Raw genomic sequence first — 16,310 nt, forward strand, 5'->3', positions numbered from 1 at the left:
GCGGCCTTGCGTCGCGAAAGGGCCGCAAAGCGGCCCCGACGCTTCTGAGCCAGACTCGAGATCCTGGGGCTGCTACGCAGCCCTTTCGCGACGCAAGGCCGCTCCTACAGGAAGCACGCCAGCCTTTAGTTCTTCTCGGCGCGCGCCTTCAGCCCCTTGAGGGTATTGAACGGCGCATCGACCACAAACTTGTTGGCCAGCCAAGACGGCACGCTGCCACCCGGTTCGGTGTGCACTTGGTAGGTCACCTCGGTGCTATCACCTTTGGGCACCAGCTTCCAGAAACCTTCCACCTGGGCGACGCGCACGAAGCCCTTCTCCTCCGGCAGGTACTTCGGCTCCTCCTGAAGCTTGCGGGTCAGGCTGCCATCGGCCTCCTGAACCGTGGTCACATGCAGGATCGAATCCCGCGGCGTCACCGGCCAGGGCGTATTGAACTGGGTATAGGTCCAGCTCTGATCGCCTTCGCTCTTGAGCAGCTTCTGCGACTTGCATTCGTGAATCCAGGCGCAAGCCCCCGATACATCCTCCTGTAGCGCCTTGACCTTGGCCAGCGGCGCCTTGATCACGGTCACGCCGCGATAGGCCTTGTACTTCGAGCCCGCCACCTCGCTGAGGGAGACCTTGATGCCCTCCTCGTCCTTGGCCACCTGCCAGTTCTCAGCCCAGGCCGCCGGCGCCAGCAGGACGCCCATGCCGCACAGCAGTGCAATACCCTTGATCGATCTCATCATCTTGTTCCTTGTTGTCGAAGATCCAACCTGTCACGCCGCCGTCATCTGCTCCAGCCACCCGATGATGCGGACGGCTTCGTCACGATCGTTGCCACAGATGTCCGCTTGCGCCTTGAAGCCACCACACACCTTCGGCCGCTCGGGCTTGCCGAACAGCGCACAGAGGTTTTCGACATTCAGGTGCAGGCAGCGTTCGCCGGCCGGCTTGCCCTGCGGCATGCCAGGGATCGGCGAACTGATGGACGGGGCGATGCAGCAGGCACCACAGCCCTCGCGGCATTTCATGACAACAGGACTCCCAGGAGCAAAACGGGACGAACGTCCCTGGATACTAACCGCTCAAACACATGTTTGAAATTGGCCGGCAGATGAAATCGCCGATGACCAGGCAGTCAGTTGCGAAATTCGAAATCGATGGCCGCGCCTTCCACGTCGTGCCGGCTGTCATTGCGCAGCTGCAGCTGCATTTCATTGCTGATCAGTCGGCCGTTGAGCTGGAACGGACTGCTGTCGGACTCGGGCTTGGTGGGGAACATCGAAGGCAGCAACGGCTTGCGAACCACTGGTCCGTCACCGAGATCCGGCTCGAGGTTCTTGACCATCTCGCTTGGCAGGCTCAGATCGACCTTCGGCCTGTGCAGTGGCTTGGCGATCGCCTTGCTTACAGGCTTTGGCTTTGGCTTTTGCTTTGGCTTTGGCCTTGGCTTGGCCACTGCCTTGGGCTGGGGCTTGGCCACCGGCTTTTGCACGCTCTGCGCCTTGCTCGCCGACTCGGCGGCCTGCCCCAGCCCGATTGGCAACCAGGGCAATGCGAGACACAGGACGATGGCGAGAGGTCGAAACAGGTTCATGGGCACCAGGGAGCGCAGGCCTTAAAACGCGTATGCTCCCTGTTCCCCGTCGATCTGACAAGTCTACAAAAGCGAGCCGCTCGATTCCCGACACAGTTGCTGGGCCAGCAACCCCAGCGTCATCACCGCGCGCTCTGCCTCCTTGCTCCACGGAATGCCGCAATTAAGGCGGATACAGTGGTTGAACTGTTCGGTGTTGCTGAAGATCAGGCCGGGGGCGATGCTGATGCCCTGCTCCAGCGCCCGCACATGCAATTCCTGGGTGTTCACCCGCCCAGGCAGGCTGACCCAGAGAATGAAGCCGCCGGTAGGCCGGGTCATCTGCGTGCCCTCCGGGAAATGCTGCTGCACCGCCAACTGGTATGCACTGAGGTTTTTGCGGTACTCCTGGCGGATATAGCGCAAATGGCGGTCATAACCACCGTTCTCCAGGTAGGCCGCCACCGCCATCTGCGTCACACTGCAGGCCGAATGGGTGGTGAACGTCTGCAAGCGCTGGATCTCGTCCTGGTAGCGGCCGGCGACCATCCAGCCGACCCGCACACCCGGCGACAGTGTCTTGGAGAAACTCGAGCAGTAGATGACCCGATCCAGACGATCGAACGCCTTGAGCGCCTTGGTACGCCCCTGCTCGAACATCAGCTCGCCATAGATGTCGTCTTCGACGATCTGGATGTCGAAATCCGAGGCCAGGCGCAGCAACTGCTTCTGGCGCTCCTCCGGCATGGTGCCGCCCAGGGGGTTGCTCAGGCGCGTGGTCAGCACCAGCGCCTTGATCGACCATTGGTTGGCCGCCAGTTGCAGGGCCTCCAGACTGATACCGGTGGAAGGGTCACTGGGAATCTCGATGACCTTGAGCCCCAGCAGGTCGGCCAACTGCAACAAACCATAATAAGTCGGCGACTCAGCGGCGATCAGGTCTCCTGGGCGGGTCAGCACCCGTAGCGACATCTGCAAGGCATCGACACAACCATGGGTGACCACGACCTCACGCGGATCGACCAGAACACCGGCATCGCGCATGCGAATGGCGATCTGCCGACGCAACGGCTCGAAGCCCGGGCTGAACATGTAGCTGAAGGCCCGTGGACTGTGGAAGCGGGTGACCTTGGCCAATTGCTGGTGCAAGGCGCGCACTGGCAGGTAGTCCACATGTGGTACTGCCGCGCCGAATGGGAAAACGCCATCGCGCCGGGCTTCGACGAGTACCTGCTGGATGATGCTGGCACGGGTGACCAGACCAGGACGTTCGACCCTGGCGATATCCGGCGTCTGCGCCGTCAGCGCGGGCGTCTGGTGCACATAGTAACCCGACTGCGGACGCGCACGGATCAAGCCCTGATCCTCGAGATTGGCGTAGGCCTGCAGCACCGTGGCATGACTGACATTGAGCTGGGCGCTCATCTTGCGCACCGACGGCACGCGCTCGCCGGGCTGGTATACACCACGCCGGATATCGTCGGCCAGTTGCTGGGCGATGCGCTGGTACAGCAGCAGGTTGGTCATGGCGTGTTCTCGAAGCGCGGACGGGATCGTTGTTCTTGTGCGACTCACAGCGGAGCCAGAATACCGTAACAGTTACGAAGTGTACTGGGACAGATCGCAGAATAGTCAACAATACAGTTGCGTGACAGAGGCACATCGAGTGACCGTACCGACGCACCGACGAACGCACACCTTCTAAGCCGGTTGATGGCAACGCAGCAGTCCGCCAGGCCCACCCGGGGGCATGCGCTATTAGAGCTTTGGCTTTGGCTTTGGCTTTGGCTTTGGCTTTGGCTTTGGCTTTGGCTTTGGCTTTGGCTTTGGCTTTGGCGATCAGAAGGCTAACACCCAGTGCGCTAGCGGCAGCTGCGCCAGCCCAGGCGCCGCCCGTAACTTCGCGACTTCAGGAGGCTGAGCGCAGGCCTTGCGGAGGGAGGTGACGGGCATGGATGCCCGTCAAGCGCTGCGGCCCAGGATGGGCCGTTCAGCGCAAACACAATACCTGTAGGAACGAGTTAACCCGCAAATAGAGAAACAGGACTCAACGCGCTGGCGCGAGCTTGCCCTTGTCATCGGAGAAGACGATCTCGACCCGGCGGTTCTGCGCCCTGCCCCGCTCGGAGGCGTTGGCCTCCACCGGATACTGGTCGCCATAACCCTCGACCTGAATCCGCTTCTCGCCTACCCCCAGGTCGACCAGCATGTCGGCCACCGCCTGGGCGCGATCACGCGACAGCTTCAGGTTGTCCTCCGGCGCCCCGGTGCTGTCGGTATACCCCTCGATCCGCACCACACGACGCGGGTTGAGCTGAAGGAACTGCACCAGTTTGAGCACGGTCCGGCTGGCCGAGTTCTTCAGATCGGCCTGGCCGGTATCGAACAGTACGTCACCCAGGGTCATCACCAGTCCACGATCCGCCTGCTCCGAGGCCAGCGCCGCAATCTGCGATTCGACGAACTTGCCTTGCTGCTGAACACTGGCCAGCTTGGCCTCGCGCAAGGCCAGCTGCAGGCGCTGGCGCTCCAGATCGAGCTTGGTCAGGCGCTCCTGGTTCAATGCCAGCTTGGCGTGCTCGCTGGCGATCTCGCTGTAACGCTCACTGAGGTAGGCGTAATGACGCACATCGCCACCGGTACCTACGTAACCCGCCAGGCGCTCCGCCCGCCCCAGGGACTCACCGGCACGGATGACGTCACGGGGCGCACTGCGCAGCACATCGGCGTTGTCCTTGACCTTCTGGAACGCGGCACTGGCCTCGTCCAGCGCCGATTCGCTGCGCTGACTGGCGCAGCCCTGCAGCCCGACAAACGCCAGCAGAACCAGGGCCGCCATTGGTTTGAGACGACTCATGGCTGCACCTCCAGTTGCTTGCGCAGACGCTTGACCCGCGACTGCAACACCTGCAGCTGCTCTTCGCTCTTCTGGTTCAGCACCCGCGCTTCGGCCAGACGCGCATCCAGCTCGGCCTGCTCGGCGCGCATGCGCGCGTCGCGATAACTCTCGCTGAGCATGTTGCTTTTGGCTCGCGCCAGCTTCTCTTCGGCCAATTTGAACTCCGGCACCTGCTCGGTGGCGCCGACCGCCTTGGCCTGCTCCAGCGCCTGCTCGGACAGACGCAGCTGTTCATTGGGTGCCGGATCATTGGCACAGCCGGCCAGGCCGAGCACGGCCAGGGCGAGCATCAGGGATTGGATTCTCACACACTCTTCCTACTGTTTGGGGGCACCCTGCGACGCCTGCATCTGCGCCTTCCAGCGCTCGACATTGCGCTGCAGCACAGCCTCGCTCGCCCCGGAGATCGGCAATTCTGTCAGCTTTTTCGCCAGTTGTCCGCGCAACCAGCTGTCGTTGCAGGCGGAGTTGTGCGACACAGCCAGGTACAGCCCCGGACGGTCCACCGGCAGGCCTCGGGCGATGAGATCGTTACCCACCCCCAGGCTCTGGGCCATGGCCATCCCCGAGTAGCGCCCCGCCAGCACATAATCGACTTGGCCGAGCACCAGCTTCTGGAAGGCTTGAGTCAGGTTCTGCGTGGGCTCCAGCTTGAGCTGGGCCTTGGCGAAGGCGTCGAAGGCCGGGGTCAGGCGCGCCTTCTCCGACAGTGCGCCCTGGTAGCGGGCAAGGTCGGCCGGGCCATCGAACACCAAGGTGGCGTCATGACGGGTCCAGACCAGGTATTCGTTCAATTGCAGGGCGGGATGAATGTAGTCCAGGCTGGTCAGCTGGGTCACCTGCAGCGGCGTGTCGAGCAACAGGTCCATGCGCCCACTGCGCACTTCTTCCAGCGCCTGCTCGCGCCTGCCGGCGTGCAGCACCTCGACCTTCACACCCAGCTCGCCAGCCACCTGGCGCAGCAGGTCGACATTGGCGCCGATCAAGTGTTTCGGGTCCTGCGGATCCTGCCAGGAATACGGCGGCGCATCGGGGCTACCAGTGGCCACCAGGCGCTCGCACTTGCCCGCCGCCAGCGTCTGGGCCGACAGCAAAGCCAGCATCCAGGCCACCTTTTTCATCCCTTTGCGACACACCATGCAACCCTTACCTCGCCCCTGAAAAAACCATGAAAAAACCCGGACCGCCAAGGGCGGGCCGGGTTCTTTATAAGTGAAGCAGGCGGATCAGACCAGCTTTTCCAGCTCCGGAACCGCTTCGAACAGGTCGGCGACCAGGCCGTAATCAGCCACCTGGAAGATCGGCGCTTCTTCATCCTTGTTGATCGCGACGATCACCTTGGAGTCCTTCATGCCGGCCAGATGCTGGATCGCGCCGGAGATACCGACGGCGATGTACAGCTGTGGCGCGACGATCTTGCCGGTCTGGCCGACCTGCATGTCGTTCGGCACGAAGCCTGCGTCGACTGCGGCGCGCGAAGCACCGACGGCGGCGCCGAGCTTGTCGGCCAGGGCGTACAGGTGCTTGAAGTTGTCACCGTTGCCCATGCCGCGACCACCGGAAACGACGATCTTGGCGGCGGTCAGCTCAGGACGGTCGGACTTGGCCAGCTCTTCGCCCACGAAGGCCGACTTGCCAGCGTCGTGAGCGGCAGCGATAGCTTCGACGGCAGCCGAACCACCTTCGGCGGCCACGGCGTCGAAACCGGTGGTACGCACGGTGATGACCTTGACCGCGGCGCTCGACTGCACGGTAGCGATGGCGTTACCGGCATAGATCGGGCGCTTGAAGGTATCGGCGGATTCTACCGAGACAATCTCGGAGATCTGGTCGACGTCCAGCAGCGCGGCAACGCGCGGCAGGATGTTCTTGCCATTGGTGGTGGCCGGCGCCAGCACATGGCTGTAACCCTTGGCCAGTTCGACCAGCAGCGGTGCGACGTTTTCCGGCAGGGCGTGGGCGTAGGCCGCGTTATCGGCGACCAGGACCTTGGCCACGCCAGCGATCTTGGCGGCGGATTCGGCAACACCACCGACGTTCTGGCCTGCGACCAGTACGTGGATATCACCACCGATCTTGGCGGCAGCGGCGACAGTGTTCAGGGTGGCCGGAGCTACGGCACCGTTTTCGTGTTCAGCGACAACCAGGATAGTCATTTAGATTACCTTCGCTTCGTTCTTCAGCTTCTCGACCAGTTCGGCCACCGACTTGACCTTGATACCCGCGCTGCGGGCGGCAGGCGCTTCGACCTTGAGGGTCTTGGTGGTGGAGGCGAGGGACACGCCCAGCGCATCTGGAGTGACGGTCTCCAGCGGCTTCTTCTTGGCCTTCATGATGTTCGGCAGCGACGCATAGCGTGGCTCGTTCAGGCGCAGGTCGGTGGTGACGATGGCTGGCAGGTTCAACGCAACGGTCTGCAGGCCGCCGTCGATTTCACGGGTGACGTTGACCTTGTCGCCGGCGACTTCGACCTTGGAGGCGAAGGTGCCCTGGGCATAGCCCGTCAGCGCGGCCAGCATCTGGCCGGTCTGGTTGTTGTCGCTGTCGATGGCCTGCTTGCCGAGAATGACCAGCTGCGGCTGCTCCTTGTCGACAACGGCTTTCAACGCCTTGGCCACGGCCAGGGAGTTCAGTTCATCCGCGGCTTCCACCAGGATGGCGCGATCAGCGCCCAGTGCCAGGGCGGTACGCAGCTGTTCCTGGGCAGCGGTCGGGCCGATGCTGACGACGACGATTTCGCTCGCCACGCCCTTCTCTTTCAGGCGGACGGCTTCTTCCACGGCGATTTCGCAGAAGGGGTTCATGGACATCTTGACGTTTGCAAGGTCGACGCCGGAGTTGTCCGCCTTGACGCGAACCTTGACGTTGTAGTCGACCACTCGTTTGACAGCTACAAGAACCTTCATGGATTCCTCGTTACTCTCCGGTGAAAAGAAGATCGCCTGGGTACTGCCCGGCGAATGCGCGTGGGTACAAGGGCACCTCTAAAAACGTTCCGGAGCGGGCGAACTTCACTTGACCGAACAGTCCTGTTTCGACTGTCGCGAGTAAAACCCACGAGTCATTTTCTGTCGTGGCGTGTAGACTCCACTACAAAACCTGATCCAGCCCGTAAACCCTGCTCTCCACCTGGTCTTTAGGGGTGCACCTGCGCCCGACGGTCAGCCTACGGCGAACGCGAAAGCGCTCGTATCTTGACCGTAACACCCAATCCGGTCAATACGGCAAATTGGCCAGCCTCCAGCCGTCCACCTGTGATTCTACGGGCCTCCGGCAAATTCAAACAAACGTTTGTATTGGACCCGCCAAGTGGTGTAGATATAATGCGCGGCCAAGACAAGACGGTGTAGTCCGTCATCCACGCAGCTACAGCAACCACGCGCCGTGCATGACCGTGAAACACCCAAAAAAGACAAGCAACAGCGATGAGCCTTGAGTAGGAGAGAACCAGTGGAACGCGAATACATGGAATTCGACGTGGTCATCGTCGGCGCAGGCCCGGCGGGCCTGTCCGCCGCCTGCCGCCTGAAGCAGAAGGCCGCCGAAGCCGGTAGCGAGATCAGCGTCTGCGTGGTCGAGAAAGGCTCCGAAGTCGGCGCCCACATCCTCTCCGGCGCGGTGTTCGAACCGCGCGCCCTGAACGAACTGTTCCCCGACTGGAAGGAACTCGGCGCGCCGCTGAACACCGAAGTGAAGCGCGACGACATCTATGTGCTCAAGGATGCCGCCAGCTCGACCAAGGTCCCCGACCTGTTCGTGCCCAAGACCATGCACAACCAGGGCAACTACATCATCTCCCTGGGCAACCTGTGCCGCTGGCTCGCTCAGCAGGCCGAGAACCTGGGCGTGGAGATCTACCCGGGCTTCGCCGCCCAGGAAGCGCTGTTCGATGAGAACGGCGTGGTCCGCGGCATCGTCACCGGCGACCTGGGCGTCGACCGCGAGGGCCAACCGAAGGATGGCCTGTACACCCCAGGCATGGAACTGCGCGCCAAATACACCCTGTTCGCCGAAGGCTGCCGTGGCCATATCGGCAAGCAACTGATCAAGCGCTTCGACCTGGATAACGCGTCCGACGTGCAGCACTACGGCATCGGCCTCAAGGAAATCTGGGAAATCGACCCGGCCAAGCACGAGCAGGGCCTGGTGGTACATACCGCCGGCTGGCCGCTGGACGTAATGAGCAAGGACAACACCGGTGGCTCGTTCCTCTATCACCTGGAAAACAACCAGGTGGTGGTCGGCCTGATCGTTGACCTGTCCTACGCCAATCCGTACCTGTCGCCGTTCGACGAATTCCAGCGCCTCAAACACCACCCGGTGATGGCCCAGTACCTCGAAGGCGGCAAGCGCATCAGCTATGGCGCCCGCGCCATCTGCAAGGGCGGCTTCAATTCGCTGCCCAAGATGGTGTTCAACGGCGGCGCGCTGATCGGCTGCGACCTCGGCACCCTGAACTTCGCCAAGATCAAGGGCAGCCACACCGCGATGAAATCCGGCATGCTCGCCGCGGAAGCTGTGGCCGACGCGCTGATCGCCGGTAGCGAGGGCGGTGACCAGCTGAACGGCTACGTCAGCGCCTTCAAGGCCAGCTGGTTGCACGAAGAACTGTTCGCCAGCCGCAACTTCGGCCCGGCGATGCACAAGTTCGGCCCGATCCTCGGCGCGGCATTCAACTATGTCGACCAGAACTGGTTCGGCGGCAAGCTGCCGTTCACCCTGCACGACACCAAGCCGGACTACGCCTGCCTCAAGCTGGCGGCGGACTCGAAAAAGATCGACTACCCGAAACCGGACGGCAAGCTCAGCTTCGACAAGCTCAGCTCGGTATTCCTCTCCAGCACCAACCATGAAGAGGAACAACCCTGCCACCTGAAGCTGACCGACCCGAACATCCCGATCGCCAGCAACCTGCCGCTGTACGACGAGCCGGCGCAGCGCTACTGCCCGGCCGGCGTGTACGAAGTGGTCACCCAGGAAGATGGCAACAAGCGCTTCCAGATCAATGCGCAGAACTGCGTGCACTGCAAGACCTGCGACATCAAGGATCCGGCCCAGAACATCACCTGGGTCACCCCTGAAGGTGCCGGCGGGCCGAACTACCCGAACATGTAAGCCCTGCCCTCACGGCGAGAAAAAGCCCCCTGGTCATACGACCCGGGGGCTTTTTCGTGTCAGGCGCTGCGCACTTCTTCGAACAATTCCGGGTGACGATCGAGCAGCTTGAACAGCTTGATCAGCGCAACCGGTGGCTGGGTCTTGCCGTTCTCGTAGCGGGAGAAGGCGTTAACGCCACCGCCGAAGATTTCACCTGCCTCACGCTGGTCGAGGTCAAACTTACGGCGTACGGCGACAATGAAGGCTGGATCGACGGCGGCGGCATTGATTTGCCGGTCGAAAGCCCGCATCAGATCGCTTATACGCTCCGACTCTTCAAGGGTCAGCACCGCTTCGCCACAGACCGGGCAGTAATCCCCGAATACATCGGGGATCATCGTATCCCGGCCTTTGTAGCGATAGGGCATGTCCTGAGCCTGGGAAACCAGCTCTGCGCCTCCACACATTGGACATTTCATTTCAGAGCTCCTTGAAAGACACGACCAGTACGTCGTCCACCACCGTCAGTTTCACGTAGATCCAGCCGAGCTGAGCATGAACGTGATAAACATCCTGCCAAAGCCTGTGGTCATGATAGGTGGTCATGCTTTTATAAAAATCAGAGGGCATAAGCGCTCGAACCACATCAAGAATCTGCCGAGGTTGCAGGCCAAGCGCATGAGCGCCCTGAATTGCGGCCCGTGTCGACCTTACCTTTCCCTGACTCAACAGAACTTGTACCCGCTCCAAAGGGCAGTGGGGCGTTCTCTTTTCCATGAGAAATTAACCTTTCAGGTTAAATTTAGCTAATAGGTAATTCCAATAGCCAGCACCCGAAAGTCTGCCTCACCGCCCGCCAGCCGCTATCGCTTCATTTGTCACCACACATGATCGGCATCGGCTCCGCGGCAAACGCCAGGGGCTCACGGCGCCCGAAGTAAAAGGCCGTCAGCAGCCCCACGGCTCCCATCACCAGACAAAAGCCGACACATACCCACGGACTCCAGGGCATCAGCGCGATCAGCACCAGCGGCGTGGTGCTGGCCCACAGGGCGTAGGCCACGTTATAGGTGAACGAGATGCCAGACACGCGGATCTGCGCCGGGAACAGCCCGACCATTACCGACGGCACCACCCCCACCACACCACAGGACAGCCCAGCCAGCGCATAGGCCGCCCAGGTCATGCCCCACTGCCCCACCAGGCTGGCGTAGAGCGCACCGATTCCCAGCGGCAACAGCAGGCTGTAGATCATCAGCGCGCGCCAGGCACCGATGCGGTCCACCAGCAACCCGGCCAGCACGCAGCCGATATTGAGGAAGACGATGCCCACGCTGCTCAGGGCGAAGGTGTGCCCCGCGGTCATGCCGAAACGCTGCTGCATCACGGTCGGGGTGATCACCACCAGCACCACCACCGCAGAAGTCAGCACGCAGGTCAGCAGCGCCGCCGGTATCAGCGCCCGACGATGCTCGCCCAGCACGCTGCGTAGCGGGAACGCCACCGGCCGCTCCCGACGCTCGCGCAGGGCCAGGAACACCGGCGTTTCGCTGAGCCAGCGGCGCAGCCAGACGCCGATCACGCCGAACACGCCGCCCAGCAGGAAGGGATAGCGCCAGGCGTAGTCGAGAATTTCCTGAGGCGTATAGACCTGCGCCAGCAACGTCGCGGTCAAAGCGCCAAGCAGGTAGCCGAAGGTCAACCCCGCCTGCAGGAACCCCAGCGCATAGCCACGCCGCCCAGGCGGCGCATGCTCGGCGACGAAGGTCCAGGCGCTGGGCACCTCGCCGCCGACCGCCGCCCCCTGCAGGATGCGCAGGGCCAGCAGGATCAGCGGCGCGGCGTAGCCGATGTCGGCGTAGGTCGGCATCACACCGATCAACAGACATGGCAGCGCCATCATCAGGATGCTCAGGCTGAACACCCGCTTGCGCCCCAGGTGATCGGCGAAATGCGCCATCAGGATCCCGCCCAGCGGTCGGGCCAGGTACCCCGTGACGAAAATCCCGAAGCTCTGCAGCAGGCGTAGCCACTCCGGCATCTCGGGCGGGAAGAACAGCTGGCTGAGGGTCAACGCGAAGAACACGAAGATGATGAAATCGTAGATCTCCAGGGCGCCGCCCAGCGCCGCCAGACCCAGGGTCCGGTGGTCGCCGCGGCTGAACCGGGGCAAGCGGGCGGTATCGATGGCAGTCATGGCAGGTTCCGCAACTTGGCAAAAGGCCAAGAGGATAGCAAAAGCCTTCGCCCGACAGGGTTCAGGCGTTGCGGCAGAACACGCTCTGGGCCAGCCCGCTGCGGCGCCAGGCGGGGCTCGCGCTGCCCGCCAGGCCGGCTGGCAACGGCAGTTTCCCGACCAGCACCGGCATGTCGATGATCGCCATGAATGACTCGAGCGCCTCGCTGTCAGGCGCGTGCGGCAAGCTGATGCTCACGGCGTGACGCTCGCTGGGCGGCACCGCTGGCACTTTCAGGTGTGGCGAGTGATACAGCAAGGCATGCTGGATCTGCGGACTGACTCGGCAGAAGCGCGCCAGGTCGACACCGGCGTGGCTGGCCAGCTCGATGCTGCCGACCAACAGGTTGAATGGCTGCAGGGCCCCGTGCACCAGGCGCTGCAGATCATCGAAGCTCTCGACCGGGGCGATCCGATAATAGCCCAGACTGTTGAGCATCTTTTCCAGCTGCAAGCGCTGGTCGAGGTGCTCGTCGGCGATGAGGATGCGCATGGATTTGTTGGGCATCGTCCGGACCTGGGCAGCAAGGTGGTAGGGAGGCTCCTTGACCGAACTGCGCCAGTGAAGGCAACGTCGAGCGCAATGCCCGAGCGGGGGTCTTCCTTGATAGTTGTCGTGAAACATCGAGAAATCAAGTCGCGCCTTCACGGAATTTTCACCTGCCCGTCGCGCGCTCAGGACTCCCACTGGCGCATGCGCAGACGACAGTGCTTCATGGCGTTGACGATGTGCTTTTCCACCAGGCTGCGGGAGATTCCCAGGCGCTCGGCGATCTGCAGGTGCGACAGCCCATCGAGCTTGCGCAGCAGGAAGCTGTCGCGACAAGGCTCGCTCAATTCGCTCAGGGCTTGCTGCATCAGGGCCAGGCGTTGATCCAGCTGCATGCACTGCATGGGCGCCGGGCCATGCCAGCGCTCATCGTGGTCGAGTACTTCGAGTGGCTCGGTCTGGCGCACCAGGTGACGCCGGTGGCGATCGATCACCAGGTTCAGTGCGGTGCGGTACAGGAAAGCTCGCGGGTGCTCGATATGATCGCCTGCGCTACGCTCCAGCACCCGCAGGTAGGCATCGTGGGCAACGTCTTCGGCAGCCTGTCGATTGCCTAGGCGGGCGCTGAGGAAGCTCACCAATTCACGATAGTAGTGTTCCACGATGGCACCTGGCGCCTCCCTGCAGGCGCGCTGCGTGCAGAGGTTGCGGGTCTGGATGATGTCAGCGTGCGATCTTACAAATTATAATTATTCTCAGCAACACGAAGCGCGCCCTCCTCCGGCGCTAAATCGTCCTCTTCCGTGTTCGTTTAACTGGCACCCCCGAACGCGCAGGCAACTGCCGCGCTCGGCCACAACCTCCGGCTGGAAGCCCGCATGACACGCACACCCAACACCCGTCGCCGAGTGCTGTTCGGCGCACTCGGCCTGCTCGGCCTCGGTAGCCTGGTGGCCTGGCAGGCCATGCCGTTCGGCGGCGCCGCCGTCAGCACCGTGCCGGTGATCCGCGCCGATATCGAAAGCAGCGTCACCGCCCTGGGCACCCTACAACCGCGCCGCTATGTCGATGTCGGCGCGCAGGCTTCCGGACAGATCCGCAAGCTGCATGCGGAGGCTGGCGACGAAGTGCGCCAGGGTCAGTTGCTGGTGGAGATCGATCCTTCGACGCAGCAGGCCAAGCTCGACGCCGGCCGCTACTCGATCGAGAACCTCAAGGCCCAGCTCGCCGAGCAACGCGCCCAGTACCTGCTGGCCCAGCAGCAGCATCAACGCCAACGTGGCCTGGCCGCCGCCGGCGCCACCCGCCAGGAAGACCTGCAGGCCGCCGAGGCGCAGCTGAAAGTGACCCAGGCCCGCATCGACATGTACCAGGCGCAGATCCGCCAAGCCCAGGCCAGCCTGCGCAGCGACGAGGCGGAGCTGGGCTACACCCGCATCTACGCACCGATGAGCGGCACGGTGGTGGCGGTGGACGCCCGCGAAGGCCAGACCCTCAACGCCCAGCAGCAGACACCACTGATCCTGCGCATCGCCAAGCTGTCGCCGATGACCGTCTGGGCCCAGGTCTCCGAAGCCGACATCGGCAAGGTGAAGCCTGGCATGACCGCCTATTTCACCACCCTTTCCGGCGGCAAGCGACGCTGGACCAGCACCGTGCGACAGATCCTGCCGATCCCGCCCAAGCCCCTGGACCAGACCAGCCAGGGCGGCGGCAGCCCGGCCAGCGCCACGGCCGGCACCACTGGCAGCAAGGTGGTGCAGTACACCGTGCTGCTGGACGTGGACAACCCCGACGGCGCGCTGATGGCAGAGATGACCACCCAGGTATTCTTCGTCGCCGGCAACGCCAGCCAGGTGCTGAGCGTGCCTCTGGCGGCGCTCGGCGACGCCAAGGGCGACGGCCTGCGCCTGGCCCAGGTGGTCGACAGTAAGGGCAGGATCGAGGCGCGCCAGGTCCGCACGGGCCTGAGCGACCGCCTGCGGGTGGAGGTCGTCGAAGGCCTGCGCGAAGGTGAGCGCCTGGTCATCGGCGCGCCTGCCGCCAGCGGAGGTTGACATGACCACGCCCCTGATCGAGCTGCGCGACATCCGCAAGGTCTATGGCGGCATCGATTCGCCGCAGGTCGAGGTGCTGCGCGGCGTCAGCCTGAGCATCCACCCCGGCGAGTTCGTCGCCATCGTCGGCGCCTCCGGTTCCGGCAAGTCGACGCTGATGAACATCCTCGGCTGCCTCGACCGTCCCAGCGCCGGCAGCTACCACTTCGCCGGCCGCGACGTGGCCGAACTGGACAGCGACGAGTTGGCCTGGCTGCGCCGCGAAGCGTTCGGTTTCGTGTTCCAGGGCTATCACCTGATTCCCTCCGGGTCGGCCCAGGAGAACGTCGAGATGCCGGCCATCTATGCCGGCGTGCCGCCCGGCGAGCGGCACGCCCGGGCCCACGCTCTGCTCGAGCGCCTGGGCCTGGCCAGCCGCACCGGCAACCGCCCGCACCAGCTGTCTGGTGGCCAGCAGCAGCGCGTGTCGATCGCCCGGGCCTTGATGAACGGCGGACACATCATTCTCGCCGACGAACCCACCGGCGCCCTCGACAGCCACAGCGGCGCCGAGGTCATGGCCTTGCTCGACGAGCTGGCCAGCCAGGGCCACGTGATCATCCTCATCACCCATGACCGCGAAGTCGCGGCCCGCGCGCAACGGATCATCGAGGTCCGTGACGGCCAGGTGGTCAGCGATTCGGCCGCCGACCAGCCAGCGCCTGTCGTCAGCGAGCAGTTGCAGGCCGATGACCTGCGCCAGCGCCTGGACCGTGGCGCCACCCTCAAGGGCGCCTGGAAAGGCGAGCTGCTCGAGGCGCTGCAGGCGGCCTGGCGGGTCATGTGGATCAACCGCTTTCGCACCGCCCTGACCTTGCTGGGCATCGTCATCGGCGTGGCTTCGGTGGTGGTGATGCTGGCCGTGGGCGAAGGCAGCAAGCGCCAGGTGATGGCGCAGATGGCCGCGTTCGGCTCCAACATCCTCTATCTCAATGGCAAGCACCCTACCGAGCGTGACCCGGGCGGCATCGTCACCCTCGACGATGTCGACGCCATTGCCCAGCTGCCCCAGGTCAAGCACGTCATGCCCGTGATCGGCGACAAGCTGATGGTGCGCCAGGGCAACAACAGCCAGCAGTTCTACGTGGGCGGCAACAACACCTGGTTCCCCGAGATCTTCAACTGGCCGGTGGTCGAGGGCAGCTTCTACAGCGAGGCCGACGAGGCCAGCGGCACGGCAGTGGCGGTGATCGGCGCCAAGGTGAAGGAAAAGATGTTCGGCGACGGCAGCGACCCGCTCGGCCAGTACCTGCTGATCGGCAACGTGCCCTTCCAGGTGGTCGGCGTGCTCGTGGCCAAGGGGGCAAGCTCGGGCCAGCAGGATGCCGACGAGCGCATTGCCGTGCCCTACTCCGCCGCGGCCATCCGCCTGTTCGGCAGCCGCGACCCGGAGTACATCGCCATCGCCGCCCAGGACTCCAGCCGCGTGCACGAGACCGAGCAGGCCATCGACCGTCTCTTGCGCCAGCGCCACCAGGGCAAGCACGATTTCGAACTGACCAACGACGCCGCGCTGATCCAGGCCGAGGCGCGCACCCAGAACAGCCTGTCGCTGATGCTCGGGGCGATCGCCGCGATCTCCCTGCTGGTGGGTGGCATCGGCGTGATGAACATCATGCTCATGACCGTGCGCGAGCGCACCCGCGAAATCGGCATCCGCATGGCTACCGGCGCGCGCCAGCGCGACATCCTGCGCCAGTTCCTCACCGAGGCGGTGATGCTGTCGATGGTCGGCGGCGTGACTGGCATCGTGCTGGCCCTGTGCATCGGCGGCAGCCTGCTGCTGAGCGGCATCGCCGTGGCCTTTGCCCTGCCCGCCATCCTCGGCGCCTTCGCCTGCGCCGTGATCACCGGCGTGGTGTTCGGTTTCATGCCGGCCCGCAAGGCCGCCCGCCTTGACCCGGTCAAGGCCCTTACCAGCGAATGAC

17 protein-coding genes are annotated in these 16,310 nt (G+C 63.6%); 3 read left to right on the forward strand and 14 right to left on the reverse strand.

From position 1 onward, the window contains the following. Window positions 1-125: 125 nt before the first annotated feature. From N7422_RS00085 to N7422_RS00125, 9 genes are all read right to left on the reverse strand, one after another. A complete protein-coding gene (locus N7422_RS00085; RefSeq protein ID WP_279804505.1) occupies window positions 126-731 on the reverse strand; it encodes an START domain-containing protein in 606 nt (201 codons plus the stop codon). A gap of 33 nt (window positions 732-764) precedes the next feature. Then, window positions 765-1,019: a YkgJ family cysteine cluster protein gene (locus N7422_RS00090; protein ID WP_279804506.1), complete on the reverse strand. Its 255-nt coding sequence runs from the start codon at window positions 1,017-1,019 to the stop codon at window positions 765-767. A gap of 107 nt (window positions 1,020-1,126) precedes the next feature. Beyond that, the gene (locus N7422_RS00095; RefSeq protein ID WP_279804507.1) at window positions 1,127-1,585 is read right to left on the reverse strand and encodes a hypothetical protein; all 459 of its coding nucleotides are present in this window, start codon (window positions 1,583-1,585) and stop codon (window positions 1,127-1,129) included. A 63-nt stretch (window positions 1,586-1,648) separates the two neighbouring features. Beyond that, complete coding sequence (locus N7422_RS00100; protein WP_279804508.1) at window positions 1,649-3,091, reverse strand: PLP-dependent aminotransferase family protein; 1,443 nt, start codon at window positions 3,089-3,091, stop codon at window positions 1,649-1,651. A 520-nt stretch (window positions 3,092-3,611) separates the two neighbouring features. After that, window positions 3,612-4,421: an OmpA family protein gene (locus N7422_RS00105; protein ID WP_279804509.1), complete on the reverse strand. Its 810-nt coding sequence runs from the start codon at window positions 4,419-4,421 to the stop codon at window positions 3,612-3,614. Beyond that, entirely contained in the window at window positions 4,418-4,771 is a 354-nt protein-coding gene (locus N7422_RS00110; protein ID WP_279804510.1) for a DUF4398 domain-containing protein, read from the reverse strand. Before N7422_RS00110 ends, N7422_RS00105 begins: the two co-directional genes overlap by 4 nt. A 9-nt stretch (window positions 4,772-4,780) precedes the next feature. Next, complete coding sequence (locus N7422_RS00115; RefSeq protein ID WP_279804511.1) at window positions 4,781-5,584, reverse strand: transporter substrate-binding domain-containing protein; 804 nt, start codon at window positions 5,582-5,584, stop codon at window positions 4,781-4,783. Window positions 5,585-5,689: 105 nt separating this feature from the next. After that, entirely contained in the window at window positions 5,690-6,619 is a 930-nt protein-coding gene (locus N7422_RS00120) for an FAD-binding protein (protein WP_279804512.1), read from the reverse strand. Then, a complete protein-coding gene (locus N7422_RS00125; protein WP_102683119.1) occupies window positions 6,620-7,369 on the reverse strand; it encodes an electron transfer flavoprotein subunit beta/FixA family protein in 750 nt (249 codons plus the stop codon). A gap of 544 nt (window positions 7,370-7,913) precedes the next feature. Here N7422_RS00125 and N7422_RS00130 point away from each other — a divergent pair. Beyond that, a complete protein-coding gene (locus N7422_RS00130; RefSeq protein WP_279804513.1) occupies window positions 7,914-9,578 on the forward strand; it encodes an electron transfer flavoprotein-ubiquinone oxidoreductase in 1,665 nt (554 codons plus the stop codon). Between the two features lie 59 nt (window positions 9,579-9,637). Here the strand turns inward: N7422_RS00130 and N7422_RS00135 are convergent, their stop codons facing one another. From N7422_RS00135 to N7422_RS00155, 5 genes are all read right to left on the reverse strand, one after another. Continuing rightward, window positions 9,638-10,039, reverse strand: coding sequence for a type II toxin-antitoxin system MqsA family antitoxin (locus N7422_RS00135; protein WP_279804515.1), 402 nt, complete (start codon window positions 10,037-10,039; stop codon window positions 9,638-9,640). A gap of 1 nt (window position 10,040) precedes the next feature. Then, on the reverse strand, window positions 10,041-10,337 hold the full coding sequence (locus N7422_RS00140) for a type II toxin-antitoxin system MqsR family toxin (RefSeq protein ID WP_279804516.1): 297 nt from the start codon (window positions 10,335-10,337) through the stop codon (window positions 10,041-10,043). A gap of 94 nt (window positions 10,338-10,431) precedes the next feature. Then, complete coding sequence (locus N7422_RS00145; RefSeq protein ID WP_279804518.1) at window positions 10,432-11,757, reverse strand: MFS transporter; 1,326 nt, start codon at window positions 11,755-11,757, stop codon at window positions 10,432-10,434. A gap of 61 nt (window positions 11,758-11,818) precedes the next feature. After that, window positions 11,819-12,304, reverse strand: a complete 486-nt coding sequence (locus N7422_RS00150; RefSeq protein WP_279804519.1) for a histidine kinase — start codon at window positions 12,302-12,304, stop codon at window positions 11,819-11,821. A gap of 167 nt (window positions 12,305-12,471) precedes the next feature. Continuing rightward, window positions 12,472-13,005 carry a sigma-70 family RNA polymerase sigma factor gene (locus tag N7422_RS00155; RefSeq protein WP_279805085.1) on the reverse strand — a complete coding sequence of 178 codons (534 nt, stop codon included), beginning with the start codon at window positions 13,003-13,005 and terminating at the stop codon, window positions 12,472-12,474. A 159-nt stretch (window positions 13,006-13,164) separates the two neighbouring features. Here N7422_RS00155 and N7422_RS00160 point away from each other — a divergent pair, with 159 nt between their 5' ends. Continuing rightward, window positions 13,165-14,343 carry an efflux RND transporter periplasmic adaptor subunit gene (locus N7422_RS00160; RefSeq protein ID WP_279804520.1) on the forward strand — a complete coding sequence of 393 codons (1,179 nt, stop codon included), beginning with the start codon at window positions 13,165-13,167 and terminating at the stop codon, window positions 14,341-14,343. 1 nt (window position 14,344) lies between these two features. After that, a complete protein-coding gene (locus tag N7422_RS00165) occupies window positions 14,345-16,309 on the forward strand; it encodes a MacB family efflux pump subunit (RefSeq protein WP_279804521.1) in 1,965 nt (654 codons plus the stop codon). The last annotated feature ends 1 nt before the right edge of the window (window position 16,310 follow it).

Origin of the sequence: Pseudomonas sp. GD04091, from assembly GCF_029836165.1 — a bacterium.
Classification (GTDB): Bacteria; Pseudomonadota; Gammaproteobacteria; order Pseudomonadales; family Pseudomonadaceae; genus Aquipseudomonas.